The 17578-nt window shown below is 71.5% G+C and carries 8 protein-coding genes, 1 tRNA gene, 1 rRNA gene and 1 pseudogene; 10 read left to right on the forward strand and 1 reads right to left on the reverse strand.

Annotated elements, in window-relative coordinates; translation table 11 throughout:
• Nucleotides 1-8 precede the first annotated feature (8 nt).
• Together rrf and LZF96_RS25540 are read left to right on the forward strand one after the other, a co-directional pair.
• Nucleotides 9-125 (forward strand): 5S ribosomal RNA (gene rrf, locus LZF96_RS25535).
• Nucleotides 126-129: 4 nt separating this feature from the next.
• Nucleotides 130-205: transfer RNA gene (locus tag LZF96_RS25540), tRNA-Thr, on the forward strand.
• Here LZF96_RS25540 and LZF96_RS25545 read toward each other — a convergent pair.
• The gene (locus LZF96_RS25545; protein ID WP_233877106.1) at nucleotides 176-2782 is read right to left on the reverse strand and encodes a SpoIIE family protein phosphatase; all 2607 of its coding nucleotides are present in this window, start codon (nucleotides 2780-2782) and stop codon (nucleotides 176-178) included. The two genes, LZF96_RS25540 and LZF96_RS25545, sit on opposite strands and share 30 nt — an antisense overlap.
• A 241-nt stretch (nucleotides 2783-3023) precedes the next feature.
• On the opposite strand from LZF96_RS25545, the gene LZF96_RS25550 reads away from it, so the two are divergent.
• From LZF96_RS25550 to LZF96_RS25585, 8 genes and pseudogenes are all read left to right on the forward strand, one after another.
• On the forward strand, nucleotides 3024-8621 hold the full coding sequence (locus LZF96_RS25550) for a HAMP domain-containing protein (RefSeq protein WP_233877108.1): 5598 nt from the start codon (nucleotides 3024-3026) through the stop codon (nucleotides 8619-8621).
• Between the two features lie 288 nt (nucleotides 8622-8909).
• The gene (locus LZF96_RS25555; RefSeq protein WP_233877110.1) at nucleotides 8910-9569 is read left to right on the forward strand and encodes a two-component system response regulator; all 660 of its coding nucleotides are present in this window, start codon (nucleotides 8910-8912) and stop codon (nucleotides 9567-9569) included.
• Nucleotides 9570-9731: 162 nt separating this feature from the next.
• Nucleotides 9732-12429, forward strand: a pseudogene (locus LZF96_RS25560) (DNA translocase FtsK).
• Nucleotides 12430-12621: 192 nt separating this feature from the next.
• Nucleotides 12622-13473: a helix-turn-helix domain-containing protein gene (locus tag LZF96_RS25565; protein ID WP_233877112.1), complete on the forward strand. Its 852-nt coding sequence runs from the start codon at nucleotides 12622-12624 to the stop codon at nucleotides 13471-13473.
• Between the two features lie 154 nt (nucleotides 13474-13627).
• Nucleotides 13628-15178, forward strand: coding sequence for a 30S ribosomal protein S12 methylthiotransferase RimO (gene rimO, locus LZF96_RS25570; protein ID WP_233877114.1), 1551 nt, complete (start codon nucleotides 13628-13630; stop codon nucleotides 15176-15178).
• Nucleotides 15178-15843, forward strand: coding sequence for a CDP-diacylglycerol--glycerol-3-phosphate 3-phosphatidyltransferase (pgsA, locus tag LZF96_RS25575; RefSeq protein WP_233877116.1), 666 nt, complete (start codon nucleotides 15178-15180; stop codon nucleotides 15841-15843). The genes rimO and pgsA overlap by 1 nt, the downstream gene beginning before the upstream one ends.
• 120 nt (nucleotides 15844-15963) lie before the next feature.
• Entirely contained in the window at nucleotides 15964-16515 is a 552-nt protein-coding gene (locus tag LZF96_RS25580) for a CinA family protein (protein WP_233877118.1), read from the forward strand.
• A gap of 487 nt (nucleotides 16516-17002) precedes the next feature.
• Complete coding sequence (locus tag LZF96_RS25585) at nucleotides 17003-17380, forward strand: helix-turn-helix domain-containing protein (RefSeq protein ID WP_233877120.1); 378 nt, start codon at nucleotides 17003-17005, stop codon at nucleotides 17378-17380.
• Nucleotides 17381-17578 lie beyond the last annotated feature (198 nt).

Consider the following 17578-nt stretch of genomic DNA (forward strand, 5'->3'; position numbering starts at 1 on the left):
CATAGTGTTTCGGTGGTCATGGCGAAGGGGAAACGCCCGGTTACATTCCGAACCCGGAAGCTAAGCCTTTCCGCGCCGATGGTACTGCATGGGGGACCGTGTGGGAGAGTAGGTCGCCGCCGAACAACTGCCCCAATAGCTCAGTCGGCAGAGCGTCTCCATGGTAAGGAGAAGGTCAACGGTTCGATTCCGTTTTGGGGCTCCACAGGAAAAGGCCCCCGCCATACGGCGGGGGCCTTTTCGCGTTGTACGTCCCTGAGAACCCCGAGACGGCCCCGGCCGTGAGACCCGTGCAGCCACCCAACACCTCCGCCAGGCCCTCGTCACCCAGCATCCGGGTGCCCTCCCGGCGTTCGGTCACCCCGTCGGTCACGCACAGCAGGACATCACCCGGCTCGAGCAGGAACTCCTCCTCGAACAGCTCGAGATCCTCGATCACACCCAGCAGGGGCTGTGGCTCGGCGGCCGCCACCACGTGGCCGTCCTGCTTCAACCGCAGCGGCAGCGGGTGGCCGGCACACACCATCTTCAGCAGGGCACCGCCCTCCGGGCGTGGCCACAACTCACCGTAGAGCAGGGTCAGGAAGCGGGCCCGACTGCCCTCCTCAAGGATCGCCGCGTTGAGGCGCTCGAGTACCGCCGGGCCGCCCAATCCCTCCCGGGCGAGCAGCCGCAGCGCGTGCCGGGCGAGCCCCGTCACGGCGGCGGCTTCCGGGCCGGTGCCGCAGACGTCGCCGATGGCGAACCCGAAGGATCCCTCCCGGATGGGGAAGAGGTCGTAGAAGTCACCGCCGACCTCGTTGCCCTCACCGGCCGCCCGGTAGATGACCTCCACCTCGACACCCTCGATGTCGGGCAGCGCCGGCGGCAGCAGGCTGCGCTGGAGCGACTGGCTGATGGTCGTGCGCTCCCGGTACAGCCGTGCGTTGTCCAGGGCGAGGGCGGCCCGCCGGGAGAGATCCTCGGCCAGCTCCAGTGTCTCCTGCCGGAAGCGCTCCTCCGCCTGACGGCCGAGCACCAGCAGACCGATGACCCGGTTGCGGGCCATCAGCGGAAGCACCACGGTCTCCCCGCCGACGGCCGCGGCGGTGGCCACCAGGGGCACCTCCCCGCCGGGCTGGTGCAGGCCGCCCAGGGCCAACCGGCGCAGCGAGGAGCGCAGCGCGGTGTTGTGCGCGGCGTCGGCCGGAGCGCTCCAGGGGCGAACACCGAGCCGGACGTCCGGGTCCGGCGGCGGGACCCGCTCCAGCAGGGACTTGATGCCGTCGATGCGGTCCTCGTCCTCGTGGAGGACGTAGGACAGCACGGGGACGGCGTCGGCCTCCGCCATCGTGTAGACGGCGCACCAGTTGGCCAGGTTGGGCACGGTCATCTGCGCCATCAGCGCCAGCGTCTGATCCGGGTCCAGGGTACCGGCCAGCAGTTCGGAGGCCTCCACCAGGAAGGACAGCGACCCCCGGCGCAGGCGCTCCAGCTCGGTGAGGCGAGCCGACTCCACCGCCAACGCGATCCGGTCGGCGGCGAACTGCAGGCGCAGGGCCTCCGCGTTGCCGTAGCGGCCCGATGTCTCGGAGGCGACGCCGAGCGAGCCGGTCAGCCGGCCCTCGACCTTCAGCGGCACGGTGACCACCGAGTGCATCCCGGTTCCCGAGAGCAGGGGGACGGCACCGGGCACGTCGGCCAGGTCCTCGTGCACGGCGGGCATCCGGGCCGAGCCGTAGCGCCCGCTGGCGGTCTCCACGGGGACCCTGGCGAACCGTTGGCGCGCCGAGGGCAGGCCGGTGGAGGCACGGACCTCGAGTTCGGTCTCGTCGTCGGTGGCCAGCAGCAGGTAGGCCGCGTCGCCGTCCAGCATGTCCCTGGCGCGCTCGACGGTGCGCTGGAGCAGCCCGTTGAGGTCGTCGGGCGCGGGGGAGCCGAGCAGGCCCTCCAGCGGGTCCCCACCGGCTCCCTCGGCGTGCTCTCCGTGGACCACCGGGACGCGCAGCGGGCTCTGGAGCACCGCACGCTCCCGGTCGCGCACCAGCAGGCAGACCGTGGAGGGTTCGCCGCCCGCGTCACGGATGCGGAGGTGGCAGGCGTAGACGGGAACGGTGCGGCCGTCGGCGGCCCGCAGGCCGTAGCTGCCCTCCCAGCGGGAGAGCCGCAGGGCCTCGGCGATGCCGGTCCCGGTACCGGGGGTGTGGGGCCAGGCCGCGAGGTCGGTGAGGGGTTTACCGAGTACCTGGTCGGAGGTGTACGCGAAGAGGGACTCGGCGTCCTCGTTCCACGAGGTGATGGTGTCGTTGCGGTCCACCTGGACCACGGCCACCCGTACCCGGCTCTCGCCGAGGGGCAGCTGGTCGTCGGGGAGGACGGGCCCGGCGGAGCGGGTGCCGACCGGTTGCGCGCGCTCCCGGAGCCGGAACCACACGCGCTTGTCGGAGGAGGTGTACTCCACGCCCCAGCCGGCGGAGAGCACGGCACAGAGCATCAGGCCCCGGCCACCCTCGCTGTCCGGGTCGGGGGCACCGCGCCGGGTGGGTACGAACGGAAGTTCCCGTTCGGGGTGGCGGTCGATGACCTCGACCCGGACGCCGGACTCGTCGCGCAGGCAGAGCACGTCGGCTCTGGTACCGGCGTGGATCACGGCGTTGGTGACCAGTTCGCTGGTGAGGACCACGGCGTCGTCGATCAACTCGGCCAGGCCCCAACCCTGCAGGGTGTCCCGCACGAAGCCCCGTGCCGTGGCGACGGAACGCCCGACCGGCTCGAAGGTGGCCGCAGCTCGCGCGGTGATCACGTCACTCCCCCAATGGCTGTCTCGGGTCCGGCGGCCCGTACGGGCGGCCGGATGCCAGGTTACTGACGTCCGCGGGCCACCCGGGCGGCACGTCCGCCGAATTCCCCCGGACCGGGAGGTCCCGGGTGTGCGATGCTGCCGAACTGTTATCGCCCCGTCCTTGTGGAGTGAAACACTGGGGGAGTCCGGGACGATCGGCCGGACCGACGAGCATCGCCAACCCTGTGGGAGGGACACAGTGGTGTCTGACGGAGCGCACGCACGCGTGGGAACACGCGTGCGCAGGGGGAAGCCGCGAGCGGGTGCGACGGTGGAGGTCGATGCCGTCGCCCTGAACCGGCTCCTCTCGGCTCTGGTCTCGATGCGGGACGGCAACTTCCGCCGTCGGCTGACCGTAGCGGGGGACGGCCCCATGGCGGAGCTGGCGGCGGTCTACAACGACGTCGCGGATCGCAACCTCCACCTCACCGGCCAGTTGGCGCGGGTACGACGGGTGGTGGGTCGCGAGGGCAAGCTCATCGAGCGGATGGAGACCGGTCCCTGCGAGGGCGCCTGGGTCAAGGCCATCGAGGACGCCAACGACCTCGTGGAGGACCTGGTGCGCCCGGTTTCCGAGGTCGGCAGGGTGCTCAGCGCCGTGGCCGAGGGTGACCTCACCCAGCGGATGGACCTGCGGGCCGGCACCGCCGGTGGGGGCAGGGCGCTGCGGGGGGAGTTCCTGCGGGTGGGCCGGACGGTGAACGGACTGGTGGACCAGTTGTCCACCTTCACCGACGAGATCACCAGCCTCGCCAGCGAGGTCGGAACCCGGGGCAAACTCGGCGGCCAGGCCAAGGACCGAGGGCTGTCGGGGAGCTGGAAGGACCTGACCGACTCGGTCAACACGATGGCGCACCGGCTGACGGCACAGGTGCGCGACATCGCCCGGGTGACGACGGCGGTGGCCAACGGTGACCTGTCGCAGAAGGTCACCGTGCACGTCGAGGGCGAGATGCTGGAGCTGAAGAACACGGTCAACCGGATGGTGGGCCAGCTCTCCTCGTTCCAGTCCGAGGTCACCCGGGTCGCCCGCGAGGTCGGCACCGAGGGACAATTGGGCGGCCAGGCGAAGGTGGAGGGGGTCGGCGGGGTCTGGAAGGACCTGACCGACTCCGTCAACACGATGGCGAGCAACCTGACCGCCCAGGTCCGGGAGATCGCCCAGGTGACCACGGCGGTCGCGCACGGCGACCTCTCCCAGCAGATCACCGTCTCCGCCCGCGGCGAGGTCGCCCAGTTGGCGGAGACCATCAACGCGATGACCGAGACGCTGCGCACCTTCGCGGACGAGGTCACCCGGGCGGCCGGCGAGGTGGGCACCGAGGGGCGGCTGGACGGTCAGGCCCGCGTCCAGGGGGTCTCCGGCACCTGGAAGGACCTCACCGACTCGGTCAACAGCGCCTTCCGCAACCTGACCGCCCAGGTCCGGGACATCGCGCAGGTGACGACGGCGGTGGCCAACGGCGATCTCACCCAGAAGGTCACGGTGGACGTGGCCGGGGAGATGTTGGAGTTGAAGAACACCGTCAACAAGATGGTGGACCAGCTCTCGTCCTTCCAGTTCGAGGTCACCCGGGTCGCCCGCGAGATCGGCGACGAGGGCGTGCTCGGCGGCCAGGCCTCGGTGCAGGGGGTCGACGGGTCCTGGAAGGACCTGACGGATTCGGTGAACACCGCCTTCCGCAACCTCACCGGCCAGGTCCGCAACATCGCGCAGGTGACGACGGCGGTGGCCAACGGCGATCTCACCCAGAAGGTCACGGTGGACGTGGCCGGGGAGATGCTGGAGTTGAAGAACACCGTCAACAAGATGGTGAACCAGCTCTCCTCGTTCGCCGAGCAGGTGACCAGGGTGGCCCGTGAGGTCGGCATCGAGGGCCGACTGGGCGGCCAGGCCGAGGTGCAGGACGTCTCGGGAACCTGGAAGCAGCTCACCGACTCGGTGAACTTCATGGCGCTGAACCTGACGGATCAGGTGCGCGGCATCGCCCAGGTGACGACGGCCGTGGCCCGGGGCGACCTGTCGCAGAAGATCACGGTGCCGGCCCGGGGCGAGATCCTGGAATTGAAGAGCACCATCAACACCATGGTCGACCAGCTGTCGGCCTTCGCCGACCAGGTCACCGGCGTGGCCCGTGAGGTGGGAACCGAGGGTCGCCTCGGGGGCCAGGCCCAGGTGCCGGGTGTGGCGGGGGTCTGGCGGGAGCTGACCGACTCCGTCAACGGCATGGCGAACAACCTGACCGATCAGGTGCGGAACATCGCCCAGGTGGCCACCGCCGTGGCCCGGGGCGACCTGTCGCAGAAGATCACGGTGGAGGCCCGGGGCGAGATCCTGGAGCTGAAGGAAGTCCTCAACACGATGGTGGACCAGCTGTCCTCGTTCGCGGACCAGGTCACGCGGGTGGCTCGTGAGGTGGGCACGGAGGGTCGGCTGGGTGGTCAGGCGGAGGTGCGCGGGGTCTCCGGCACCTGGAAGGACCTGACCGAGTCGGTGAACAACATGGCGAACAACCTGACCCTCCAGGTCCGGAACATCGCCGAGGTCACCACGGCGGTCGCGCGCGGTGACCTGTCCAAGAAGATCACCGTCCCGGCCCGGGGCGAGATCCTCGAACTCGTCACCACCGTCAACACGATGGTGGACCAGCTGTCCTCCTTCGCCGAGCAGGTCACGCGGGTGGCTCGTGAGGTGGGCACGGAGGGTCGGCTGGGTGGTCAGGCGGAGGTGCGCGGGGTCTCCGGCACCTGGAAGGACCTGACCGACAACGTCAACCTGATGGCCCGCAACCTCACCGGGCAGGTCCGCAACATCTCCACCGTGGCCACCTCGGTCGCCAACGGTGACCTGACCAAGCAGGTGACGGTCGAGGCCAGCGGCGAGGTCGCCCAGTTGGCCGACGCTGTCAACACCATGGTGACGACCCTGTCGTCCTTCGCGGACGAGGTCACGCGGGTCGCCCGCGAGGTGGGCACCGAGGGAATGCTGGGCGGTCAGGCCCGCCTGCCGGGCGTCTCCGGCATGTGGCGCGACCTGACCGAGTCCGTGAACAACATGGCCAGCAACCTGACCGGACAGGTGCGGAACATCGCGATGGTGACCACCGCCATCGCCCGCGGTGACCTGACGAAGAAGATCGACATCGAGGCCCGGGGCGAGATCCTGGAGCTGAAGACGACCATCAACACCATGGTCGACCAGCTCTCCTCCTTCGCGGACCAGGTCACCCGGGTGGCGCGCGAGGTGGGCACCGAGGGTCAGCTCGGCGGTCAGGCGCGGGTGCGGGACGTCGCGGGCACCTGGAAGGAACTCACCGACTCGGTCAACGAGATGGCGGGCAACCTCACCCGCCAGGTGCGCAGCATCGCCCGGGTGGCGACCGCGGTGACCCGCGGGGACCACACGGTGCGGGTGGACGCGGAGGCGGCCGGGGAGATCCTGGTCCTCCAGGACACGATCAACACGATGATCGGCAACCTGCGCGAGACCACGATGACCAACAAGGAGCAGGACTGGCTCAAGGGCAACCTGGCCCGCATCTCCAACCTGATGCAGGGCCGCCGCGAGCTGACCGACGTCGCCGATCTCATCATGAGCGAGCTGGCCCCGGCGGTCTCGGCCCCGCACGGCGCGTTCTACCTGGCGGCCCCGTCCTCGGGGAAGTCCGAGGTGGTCGCCGGGCCGGGTGAGGACGGTGACTACGAACTGCGGCTGCTGAGCGCCTACGGCCACGCCCCGGACACCATGCCGAGCTCCTTCAAGCCGGGGGAGGCGCTCATCGGCACCGCCGCCCGGCAGCGGCGCACCATCTCCGCGGGCCGCACCACCGAGGGCTACCTGAAGATCTCCTCCGGACTGGGGGAGGCGCAGCCGGCGCACGTCGTGGTGATCCCGGTCCTCTTCGAGGGCACGGTGCTCGGCGTGATCGAGCTGGCGTCGTTCCAGGAGTTCACCCCGATCCAGCTCGACTTCCTGGCCCAGATGGCGGAGATGATCGCCACCAGTGTCAACACCATCTCGGTCAACACCCGTACCGAGATGCTGCTGCGGCAGTCACAGAAGCTGGCCGACGAGCTACAGGACCGGTCGGCGGAGCTGGAACGACAGCAGCAGGCGTTGCAGGCGTCCAACGAGCAGCTCAAGGACAAGGCGGACCAGCTCGCCGAGACCAACCGCGACATCGAGGTGAAGAACTCGGCGATCGAGCAGGCCCGTCAGGTGCTCGAGGAGCGCGCGGAGCAGTTGGCGCTCTCCATGCGCTACAAGTCGGAGTTCCTGGCGAACATGTCGCACGAGCTGCGCACCCCGCTGAACTCCCTGCTGATCCTCGCCAAGCTGCTCGCCGACAACGCCGAGGGCAACCTCAGCGGCAAGCAGGTGGAGTTCGCCGAGACCATCCACAACGCCGGTTCCGACCTGCTCCAGCTGATCAACGACATCCTCGACCTGTCGAAGGTCGAGGCGGGCAAGATGGACGTCAGCCCCACCCGCATCGCCCTGGTGCAGTTGGTGGACTACATCGAGGCGTCGGTCCGGCCCCTGACGGCGGAGAAGAACCTGGAGTTCTCGGTCCGGGTCTCCCCGGAACTGCCCGCCACCCTGCACACCGACGAGCAGCGGCTGCTCCAGGTGCTGCGCAACCTGCTGGGCAACGCCGTGAAGTTCACCGAGCACGGTTCGGTGGAGCTGGTGATCCGGCCCGCCGGTCGGGAGGTGCCGGCGGAGATCCGGGAACAGGTGGCGCGCAGCGGGGCGCTGGCCGCCCCGGAGGCGCCGATGGTGGCCTTCGCGGTCACCGACACCGGCATCGGCATCGCGCCGAGCAAGATGCGGGTCATCTTCGAGGCGTTCAAGCAGGCGGACGGCACCACCAGCCGCAAGTACGGCGGTACCGGCCTGGGGCTGTCCATCAGCCGGGAGATCGCCCGTCTGCTGGGTGGGGAGATCCACGCGGCGAGCGAGCCCGGCCGCGGCTCCACCTTCACGCTCTACCTGCCCCTGCAGCCCACCCGGCTGCCCCCGCCCGGCTACGGGGAGACGGTCGGCGGGACGCTGGCCCTGGACGCCGGCCCGCAGGCCTCCGCGGCCCTTCCGGCACTGCCCCCCGGCCCCGTCGGGGTCGGGGAGCAGGACGCGGCGCCGCCCGTCGTGTCGGGCGCCGGGGCCGTCGGGGACGCGTCGACCGGGGAGGCCGGTTTCGAGTCGCCGGGGATCCGGGACGTCGCCGGTTCGGCCGCCGAACGGGCGGCGGAGCACCTGACGCTGCGGCGACGCAGCCGGTTCCTCAACGGACGGGACCGGGAGAACACCGACCACGGCGACCCGACGGGCACCCGCGGCACCGGCAAGCGCCCCGGCGCGGCCGGATCGGGCGCCGCCGACCGGGGTCCGATGTTCGACCGGCAGAAGGTGCTCATCGTCGATGACGACGTGCGCAACGTCTTCGCCCTGACCAGCGTTCTCGAGCAGCGCGGGCTACGGGTCCTGTACGCCGAGAACGGGCGTGAGGGCATCGAGATGTTGGAGGCCAACGAGGACGTGGTGTTGGTCCTGATGGACATCATGATGCCGGAGATGGACGGGTACGCCACGACCTCCGCGATCCGGCGGATGCCGCAGTTCTCCGGACTGCCGATCATCGCGCTGACCGCCAAGGCGATGCGCGGTGACCGGGAGAAGAGCATCGAGTCGGGAGCTTCCGACTACGTCACCAAGCCGGTGGACACCGACCATCTGCTGGAGCTGATGCGGAGGTGGATGAGCGGCGAGGGCGGGCCGGTGGACGGGGGCGACCACTGATCCGTCGGACCGACCACCGGCCCGTCGGACCGACCGCGCGCGGTCGGTCCGACAGCCGTTCCCGCCTCGGGGTGAACCTTCGTGTGTCGGCGGGAACTCCCTTGGGGGGCCCGGACGTTCACCCCGGGCCGACCCTTGCGTCGACGGCCGGACCCGTGACGCCGCGGTGACCGGGTGTGTCCGGGTCGGGGAGTGCCGCTACCATGTGCGGCACGACAGCGGTGGCTCACCCGAGCCACCATCGGGGGCGGTACGGGCCAGACCGCCCGGGCGGAGGAGGAACAGGCCATGGTTCAGAAGGCCAAAATCCTCCTGGTGGACGATCGGCCGGAGAATCTGCTGGCGCTGGAGGCCATCCTCTCGGCGCTCGATCAGACCCTGGTTCGGGCGTCCTCCGGGGAGGAGGCGCTCAAGGCGCTGCTCACGGACGACTTCGCCGTGATTCTGCTGGATGTCCAGATGCCCGGCATGGACGGCTTCGAGACGGCCGCCCACATCAAGCGTCGGGAGCGCACCCGCGACATCCCGATCATCTTCCTGACGGCGATCAACCACGGGCCGCACCACACCTTCCGGGGGTACGCCGCCGGCGCGGTGGACTACATCTCCAAACCCTTCGACCCGTGGGTGCTGCGGGCCAAGGTCAACGTGTTCGTCGACCTCTACCAGAAGAACGTGCGACTGGCCGAGCAGGCCCGTCTGCTCGGAGAGGGCCTGGACGGCGAGTTGGGCGACCCGGGTGCCTCCCGACAGTTGCTGCCCGAACTGTCCGATCTGCTGGCCTCGGTGGAGGAGCAGGCCGACGCCCTGGCCCGGGACGTGGCCGAGAACGGCGGCCCGGCGGTCGTCTCGGGCGTGGGGCGCCTGGAGCGGCGGATCGCGGGACTGCGTCGGGCCCTGGACGCGTTGGACCCGGTGGGGTCCGCCACCTCCTCCGGCGTGGAGTGAGCCGGGGGCGGGTGGACGGCGCTCGGCGGTCCCCGCGTTCTCCCGTACCGACGGGGGTGCTTCGGTCCCGGAGTCCCGTCCCGGCCGTTTCCAGCGGCCCGTACCCCGGGCGCACGTCGGACCTCCGTGCTCCCGGGGCCCGACACCGGTAACCTCGTGCCCATGGCCTCGGGTACGTCTCGCAACAGCTCTCGGAGCACGCGCGCCGGTGGGCGTGCCGGCGGGACCTCCGCGAAGAAGGCCGCCCCCGCGAAGAAGGCCGCCGCGCGTCCGGCGGCCAAGCCGCGCACGGCGTCGGCGAAGAGGAAGCCACCGGCCCGCAACCCCCTGTACCGCCTGCTGCGTGCCCTGTGGCTGGGCATCGCGCACCCGGTGGGGGCCATGTTCCGGGGAGTGGGCAACAGCACCCGCGGTCTGGATCCCGCCCACCGCAAGGACGGCCTGGCGTTGCTGCTGATGGGTGCGGCGCTGGTGGTGGCCGCCGGTACCTGGTCCAACCCCGAGGGTCTGTTGGGCGAGTGGGTGACCCTGCTGGTCACCGGCGCCCTGGGCCGGCTGGACCTGGTCTTTCCCCTGCTGCTGTTCTTCGTCGCGGTCCGGCTCATCCGGCACCCCGAGAAGCCGGAGGCCAACGGGCGAATCGTGATCGGTCTGGGCGCCCTGGTGGTGGGCGTGCTGGGGCTGGTGCACCTGGCGGCGGGCGCCCCCGGCCGGGCCGCCGGCGCCCAGGCGTTGCGCGATGCCGGGGGGTTGATCGGCTGGCTCACCTCCCGTCCCCTGATTTTCCTGGTGGGGGAGTCGCTGGCGGTGCCGCTGCTGGTGTTGGTCACCGTCTTCGGCCTGCTGGTGGTCACCGCCACCCCGGTCAACGCCATCCCCCGGCGACTCCGGGAGGGCGCCATCCGGCTCGGCCTGCTCGAACCCCGCGAGGACGGCGAACGGGTGCGGATGGACAAGCCCACCGACGCCTACGACGAGGTGGTCGCCGTCGAGGAGGCCGCCGAGCGGGTCCGGCACGGTCCCCCCGGGGCGCGGCACGCGGCGCCGCCGCCCCCGGCGCGAGGGCGAGGAGGAGGCGATCGACAGCGCCGCCGCCACCGCCGCCGCCCTGGACGGTGCGGTGCTGCACGGCGTGCAGCCCTCGCCGGTGGTCGCAGACATCAGCAGTCGGGTGTCCATGCGGCGCGGTGATCCGGCGGGCGCGCGCGTGGAGCCCCCGGCGCCCGAGGTCGGGGCGGCCCCCGTCGCTCCGGCCGCTTCCGCCGCGGCCTCCGTCGCCACACCCGTCGGGGGCACGCCGGGGGCGGTGCCCGACCTCACCAAGCGCGCCCCGGAGCCCCCGGGTGACCTGCCGCGCCGTGCCGAGCAGTTGCAGCTCTCCGGCGACATCACCTACGCGCTGCCCCCGGCCGACCTGTTGACCCGCGGTGGGCCGGGGCGCACCCGCAGCCCCGCCAACGACGCGGTGGTGGAGTCCCTGAGCACGGTCTTCTCCGAGTTCAAGGTGGACGCCCGGGTGACCGGCTTCACGCGCGGACCCACCGTCACCCGGTACGAGGTGGAGCTGGGACCGGCGGTGAAGGTGGAGAAGATCACCGCCCTGGCCAAGAACATCGCCTACGCGGTGGCCAGCCCCGACGTGCGGATCATCAGCCCGATCCCCGGCAAGTCCGCGGTGGGCATCGAGATCCCCAACAGCGACCGGGAGATGGTCAACCTCGGGGACGTGCTGCGCACCGCCGCCCTGTCGGAGGAGGACCATCCGCTGCTGGTGGGGCTGGGCAAGGACGTGGAGGGCGGTTACGTGACCGCCAACCTCGCGGCGATGCCGCACATCCTGGTGGCCGGCGCGACCGGTTCCGGCAAGTCCTCGAACATCAACTGCCTGATCACCTCGGTGATGATGCGCGCGACCCCCGAGGACGTGCGGCTGGTGCTGGTGGACCCCAAGCGGGTGGAGCTGACCGCCTACGAGGGCATCCCGCACCTCATCACGCCGATCATCACCAATCCCAAGAAGGCCGCCGAGGCCCTGCAGTGGGTCGTGCGGGAGATGGATCTGCGCTACGACGACCTGGCGGCCTACGGATTCCGGCACATCGACGACTTCAACGCCGCCGTCCGCGCCGGTGAGGTGGAGACCCCGCACGGGGTGGAGCGCGAACCGACCCCCTACCCCTACCTCCTGGTCATCGTCGACGAGTTGGCCGACCTGATGATGGTGGCCCCGCGCGACGTGGAGGACGCGATCGTCCGCATCACCCAGCTCGCCCGGGCCGCCGGTATCCACCTGGTGTTGGCCACCCAGCGGCCGAGCGTGGACGTGGTCACCGGTCTGATCAAGGCCAACGTGCCCTCCCGGTTGGCGTTCGCGACCTCCTCGCTGGCCGACAGCCGGGTCATCCTGGACCAGCCGGGAGCGGAGAAGCTGATCGGCAAGGGAGACGGGCTCTTCCTGCCGATGGGCGCCAACAAGCCGGTGCGCATGCAGGGCGCGTTCGTCACCGAGAAGGAGGTCGCGGGGGTCGTCGCCCACTGCAAGAAGCAGATGGAGCCGGTCTTCCGCGATGACGTGACGGTCGGCCAGGGGAAGAAGCGGGAGATCGACGAGGAGATCGGGGACGACCTGGACCTGTTGTGCCAGGCGGCGGAGCTGGTGGTCTCCACGCAGTTCGGCTCCACCTCGATGCTGCAGCGCAAGCTGCGCGTCGGCTTCGCCAAGGCCGGTCGTCTGATGGACCTGATGGAGTCCCGCGGGGTGGTGGGACCCAGCGAGGGCTCCAAGGCCCGGGACGTGCTGGTGAAGCCGGATGAGGTGGCGGGTGTACTGGGCCGGATTCGTGGGGAGACCGCTGAGTGACGGGACGGGGCGCCCCGTCGCCGCCGCGGGCGGCACCCACCGGGTCCCCCCTCCGCGATCGCGTTCGATAACGATCGGCGAACGGTGTCCGACCGTGGCCGGAAGACGTGGGTTCAACCGGCCCCGACGTCCCTGCGGCCCCCTAGACTTGACCCTCACAGCACACGGCTTTCACGCTCGAAAGGCGCTCCCGTGTCCCAAGGCAACGCTTCGGCCGAGGACCGCCCCTCCGTCGGCCGCACACTTCAGAAGGCGCGCCTCGACGCCGGCTTGACGGTGGAGGAGATCAGCGCCACCACCCGGGTTCGGGCACCCATCATCCAGGCCATGGAGCAGGACGACTTCTCCCGCTGCGGTGGCGAGGTCTACGCGCGCGGGCATCTGCGGGCGCTGGCGCGCGCCGTCGGCCTGTCGCCGGACGACCTGATCGCCCGGTTCAACACCGAGCGCGGCACCCCGCTCGCCCTGCCCCCGGCCGCGCCGGTCTTCGAGGCGGAGCGCATCCGTCCCGAGCCGCGCCGTCCGAACTGGACGGCGGCCATGGTCGCGGCCATCGTCGCCGTGGTCGGTTTCGTCGGGTTCAACGCGCTCAACGGTGACGGGCGCCCCGCCGGCACCCCCGAGGCCGCCGGCGAGGACACCGACGCCGGGGCCGGTGTGGAGGAGGAGCCGACGGGGGAGCCCGGCGGCGAGGACTCCGACAGGTCCGCCGACGACGCCCCCGGGGGGGAGGCCGCCGGTGAGGACGAGGAGGCCGCCGACGGCGCGGTCGCCGGGGCCCCGGCCGACCGGGTGACCGTCCGCGTCGTCGCCTCCGGGCGCAGCTGGGTCTCGGTGCGCGACGTCAACGGCCAGCAGCTCTTCGAGGGCGAGCTGGAGGACGGCGACTCCGAGACCTTCACCGACGACGAGCGGATCGACCTGATCACCGGCAACGCCGGTGCGATCGAGCTGTACGTCAACGGCCGCCACATCCCCGATGTCGGCGGTTCCGGCGAGGTGCAGCGGCTCAGCTTCACCAAGGGGGACCCCGAGGAGGGTTGAGAGCCCGCCGGGCCCCTTCCCCGGTCTTTTCGTGCCACGTCCGGGCCCGCTCCGATCGGAGCGGGCCCGGTGTCGTTCGGCGCCCGGTTCCGGCCGGCCCCGGGCGGCGCCTCCCGTGCGAAGCGGGGCGCCCGGGACGAAGTACGCTGAGAGCATGTCTGAACGCCGTACCGTCGCCCTGGTCACGCTGGGCTGTGCCCGCAACGAGGTGGACTCCGAGGAACTGGCGGGTCGCCTGGCCGCGGACGGCTGGGACCTCGTCGAGGACGCCGCCGAAGCGGATGTGGCGGTCGTCAACACCTGCGGATTCGTCGAGGCGGCCAAGAAGGACTCGGTGGACGCGCTCCTGGCGGCCAACGACCTCAAGGACACCGGGGGGCGCACCCGGGCCGTGGTCGCCGTCGGCTGTATGGCGGAGCGCTACGGGAAGGATCTCGCCGAGGCCCTCCCGGAGGCCGACGGGGTGCTCGGTTTCGACGACTACGCCGACATCTCGGACCGACTGGGCACCATTCTCGGCGGGGGCGCGCACGCCCCCCACATCCCGCGCGACCGGCGCAAGCTGCTGCCGCTAGCGCCTACCGAGCGCCCCGGCGCGGCGGGTACCGTCGCCGTACCCGGCCACGGGGACACCCCGCTCCCGGACGGGACCGTCGTCGACTCCCCGGTCGACCTCCCCGCCGGCCTCGCCCCCGCCTCCGGCCCGCGTCCCCCACTGCGCCGCCGGCTCGAATCCGGGCCGGTCGCCTCGATCAAGCTCGCCTCCGGCTGTGACCGTCGCTGCTCGTTCTGCGCCATCCCCTCCTTCCGGGGATCCTTCATCTCCCGCCGCCCCTCCGACGTGCTCAACGAGGCGCGCTGGCTCGCCGGCGAGGGAGTTCGGGAGATCATGCTGGTCTCCGAGAACAACACCTCGTACGGCAAGGACCTCGGCGACATCCGCCTGCTGGAGTCGCTGCTGCCCGACCTGGCGGCGGTGGACGGCATCGAGCGCATCCGGGTCAGTTATCTGCAGCCGGCCGAGATGCGTCCGGGCCTGATCGACGTGCTGACCGGTACGGAGAAGGTCGCCCCCTACTTCGACCTGTCCTTCCAGCACTCGGCTCCCGGCGTGCTGCGCGCGATGCGGCGCTTCGGTGACACCGACCGCTTCCTGGAACTGCTGGACACCATCCGCTCCCGCGCCCCCGGGGCCGGTGTGCGGTCCAACTTCATCGTCGGCTTCCCCGGCGAGAGCGAGGCGGACCTCGCGGAGCTGGAGCGGTTCCTGTCCGCCGCCCGCCTGGACGCCATCGGCGTCTTCGGCTACTCCGACGAGGACGGCACGGAGGCCGCCGGCTACGCGGACAAGAACGCCCCGGAGGTCGTCGCCGAGCGCGTGGAGCGGGTCACCCGATTGGCCGAGGAGCTGACCGCTCAGCGCGCGGAAGAGCGTATCGGGGAGCGGATCGTCGTGATGGTCGAGAGCCTCGGGACCGAGGACGACGACCCCGAGGGCGAGCCGGTCGCGTTCGGGCGCGGCGCGCACCAGGCCCCCGAGACCGACGGCCAGATGATCCTGGTCGGCGAGGACGTGGAGGACCTGGTGCCCGGCACGTTCGTCGTCGCGGAGGTGGTCGGGACCGAGGGCGTGGACCTCGTCGCCGAGGTGTGTCCCGGGGTGTCCGCCGCCGAGGCCGCCGGATCCGCCCTCGGGAGGCGCTGATGAGCGGTGCCTCCGCCGCGGCGGGCCGTGGGGCCCGGCCCGCTCCGAGAGGGGCGACCGGCGGTGCCGGCCTGTGGAACATCGCCAACATCCTCACCATGATCCGGCTCGCACTGGTACCCGGTCTCGTGGCATTGATGTTCGTGGCCGGGGGCGACGACCCGGCCTGGCGGGCGCTGGCCTGGGCGGCCTTCATGATCGCCATGATCACCGACCTCTTCGACGGGGAACTGGCCCGGCGATACGACCTGGTCACCGACTTCGGGAAGATCGCCGACCCCATCGCCGACAAGGCGATCATGGGCGCGGCGCTCGTCTGTCTCTCCGTGCTGGGGGATCTGCCCTGGTGGGTCACCTCGGTGATCCTCGCCCGTGAGCTGGGGATCACCCTGCTGCGCTTCTGGGTGATCCGGCACGGCGTCATGCCCGCCGGAAGGGGCGGGAAGCTGAAGACCCTCGCCCAAGGGGTGGGGGTGGGCATGTACATCCTCGTGCTCACCGGTCCGCTGGCCACGCTCCGATGGTGGGTCATGGCGGCGGCGGTCGTGCTGACCGTCGCGACCGGCCTGGACTACATCCGTCAGGCACTCGCCCTGCGTCGAGCCGGCCTGGCGGGACAGAAGAACGCCGGGAGCCGGGACGGAACCCGGCGAGGGGAAGACTGACCGGCGAGGGGAAGACCGAGAGGACGCGAGGGTGTGACCGGAAATTCGTTCGAACCCGTCGGTGACGAGAACCGCGGCGGACCCGACGAGACGACCCGGATCGCCTCACCGCAGACCCCCGTGGACCATCCCCCCGAACAATCCTCCGAGCCGCCCCCCGCCCCGGAGGCGCGGGAACCGGCGGCCCGACTGCTGTGGCTGCTGCGCCGCCGCGGGGAGACCGTGGCCGCCGCCGAATCCCTCACCGGAGGGTTGGTCGCCGCCGCGCTCACCGATGCCCCCGGTTCCTCCGCGGCCTTCCTGGGCTCCGTCACCGCCTACGCCACCGGGATCAAGGAACGGGTACTGGGGGTGGACGCCGACCTCCTCGCGGAGCACGGGGCCGTCGATCCGGAGGTGGCCCGCCGGATGGCGCTCGGAGTGCGCGACCTGATGGGCTCCGACTGGGGCGTGGCCACCACCGGCGTGGCCGGCCCCGACCCGCAGGACGGGCATCCTCCCGGCACCGTCTTCATCGCGGTGGCCGGGCCCGGCGCCGCCCGCCCGGTGGCCCGGCGCCTGCCGCCGGGGCTGGGTGAACGCAGCCGGGGGGAGATCCGGGACGCGACCACCCGGGCGGTCCTGGTGGCGCTCTCCGAGGCCCTCCTCGCGGGCGGGATCCCCCGCCCGTAGCGCCGGGGACGCGCGACCCGGTCCCGGGGTGTGGTTGCGGTGCGCGGCCCGTCCACCGGCTCCGACGGTCATCCGTGCCGACCTCTTCGCCGGTTCGGTGTGGCGGTGATCGGGGAGTTGTCCGTCCGGCAGGACTTTTTTCACTTTTTCCGTCGCCGGATGTGTGGGACGCCCCGGCGGGGTACGGTCGGGAGGGACGGCTCGTCGATCGGCGGAGGCCATCCGCCGCACGGGGATGTCACGGGCTCGCCCCGTGGCCGATCTCCCGCCCACCGTCACCGGACCGGCCGGCGCGTCGCCGGCACACCGATCCGGTTCCGCCCCGCGGACACCCGGACCGGCCGCCCGATGTTCATCCCCCGGGAGTAGTTCGATCCGCCATGCGCCTTCAGCGAACACGACGGCCATCCCCTCACGGTTGGAGTCCGAGACGGTACGGTGGGGCATGGAAACCAGCGAGGCCAACGGTCCGAGGAGGGAGCCACCGATGATCCTGCTCCGTCGCCTGCTGGGTGACGTGCTGCGTCGGCAGCGCCAACGTCAGGGCCGCACCCTGCGCGAAGTGTCCTCATCCGCCCGGGTTTCCCTCGGCTACCTGTCCGAGGTGGAACGCGGTCAGAAGGAGGCTTCCTCCGAGCTGCTGGCCGCCATCTGTGACGCGTTGGACGTGCGGATGTCGGAGCTCATGCGGGAGGTCGGTGACGAACTGGCCCTCGCCGAGCTCGCCCGGTCCGCCGCGAGTGACACGGTGCCGCCGATGCGTCCCATGTTCAATCCCGTTCGGGTGACCTCGGTCACCCGGCGCTCCGATGATCACGTCACCATCGAGGCCCCGGCCGAAGCCGTGGACGTCGTCGCCGCCTGAGCTCCGGCTCGGGCGGCCCGACCCCGCGGCGGCCGTCCGGTCCGTGTTCCATCTCATCCGGGCCGGTTTCCCGTCCGTCGCCCACCCCCCCCGTGTCGGTCACGCCGGCGGTGCCCGCCTCCGCGCGGTGCCGTCCATGGGGCGGTGTCCCCGCTCCCGGCCGGATGTCGTGGGGGGGGGGGGGGGGGGGGGGGGGGG

This window comes from Streptomyces sp. ST2-7A, assembly GCF_021390475.1.
Taxonomy (GTDB): Bacteria; Actinomycetota; Actinomycetes; order Streptomycetales; family Streptomycetaceae; genus Streptomyces.

Coding starts and splice junctions, on each gene's coding strand:
- LZF96_RS25585 (WP_233877120.1), top strand. CDS start 17,003: ATGATCCTGCTCCGTCGCCTGCTGGGTGACGTGCTGCGTCGGCAGCGC.
- LZF96_RS25555 (WP_233877110.1), top strand. CDS start 8,910: ATGGTTCAGAAGGCCAAAATCCTCCTGGTGGACGATCGGCCGGAGAAT.
- pgsA (WP_233877116.1), top strand. CDS start 15,178: ATGAGCGGTGCCTCCGCCGCGGCGGGCCGTGGGGCCCGGCCCGCTCCG.
- rimO (WP_233877114.1), top strand. CDS start 13,628: ATGTCTGAACGCCGTACCGTCGCCCTGGTCACGCTGGGCTGTGCCCGC.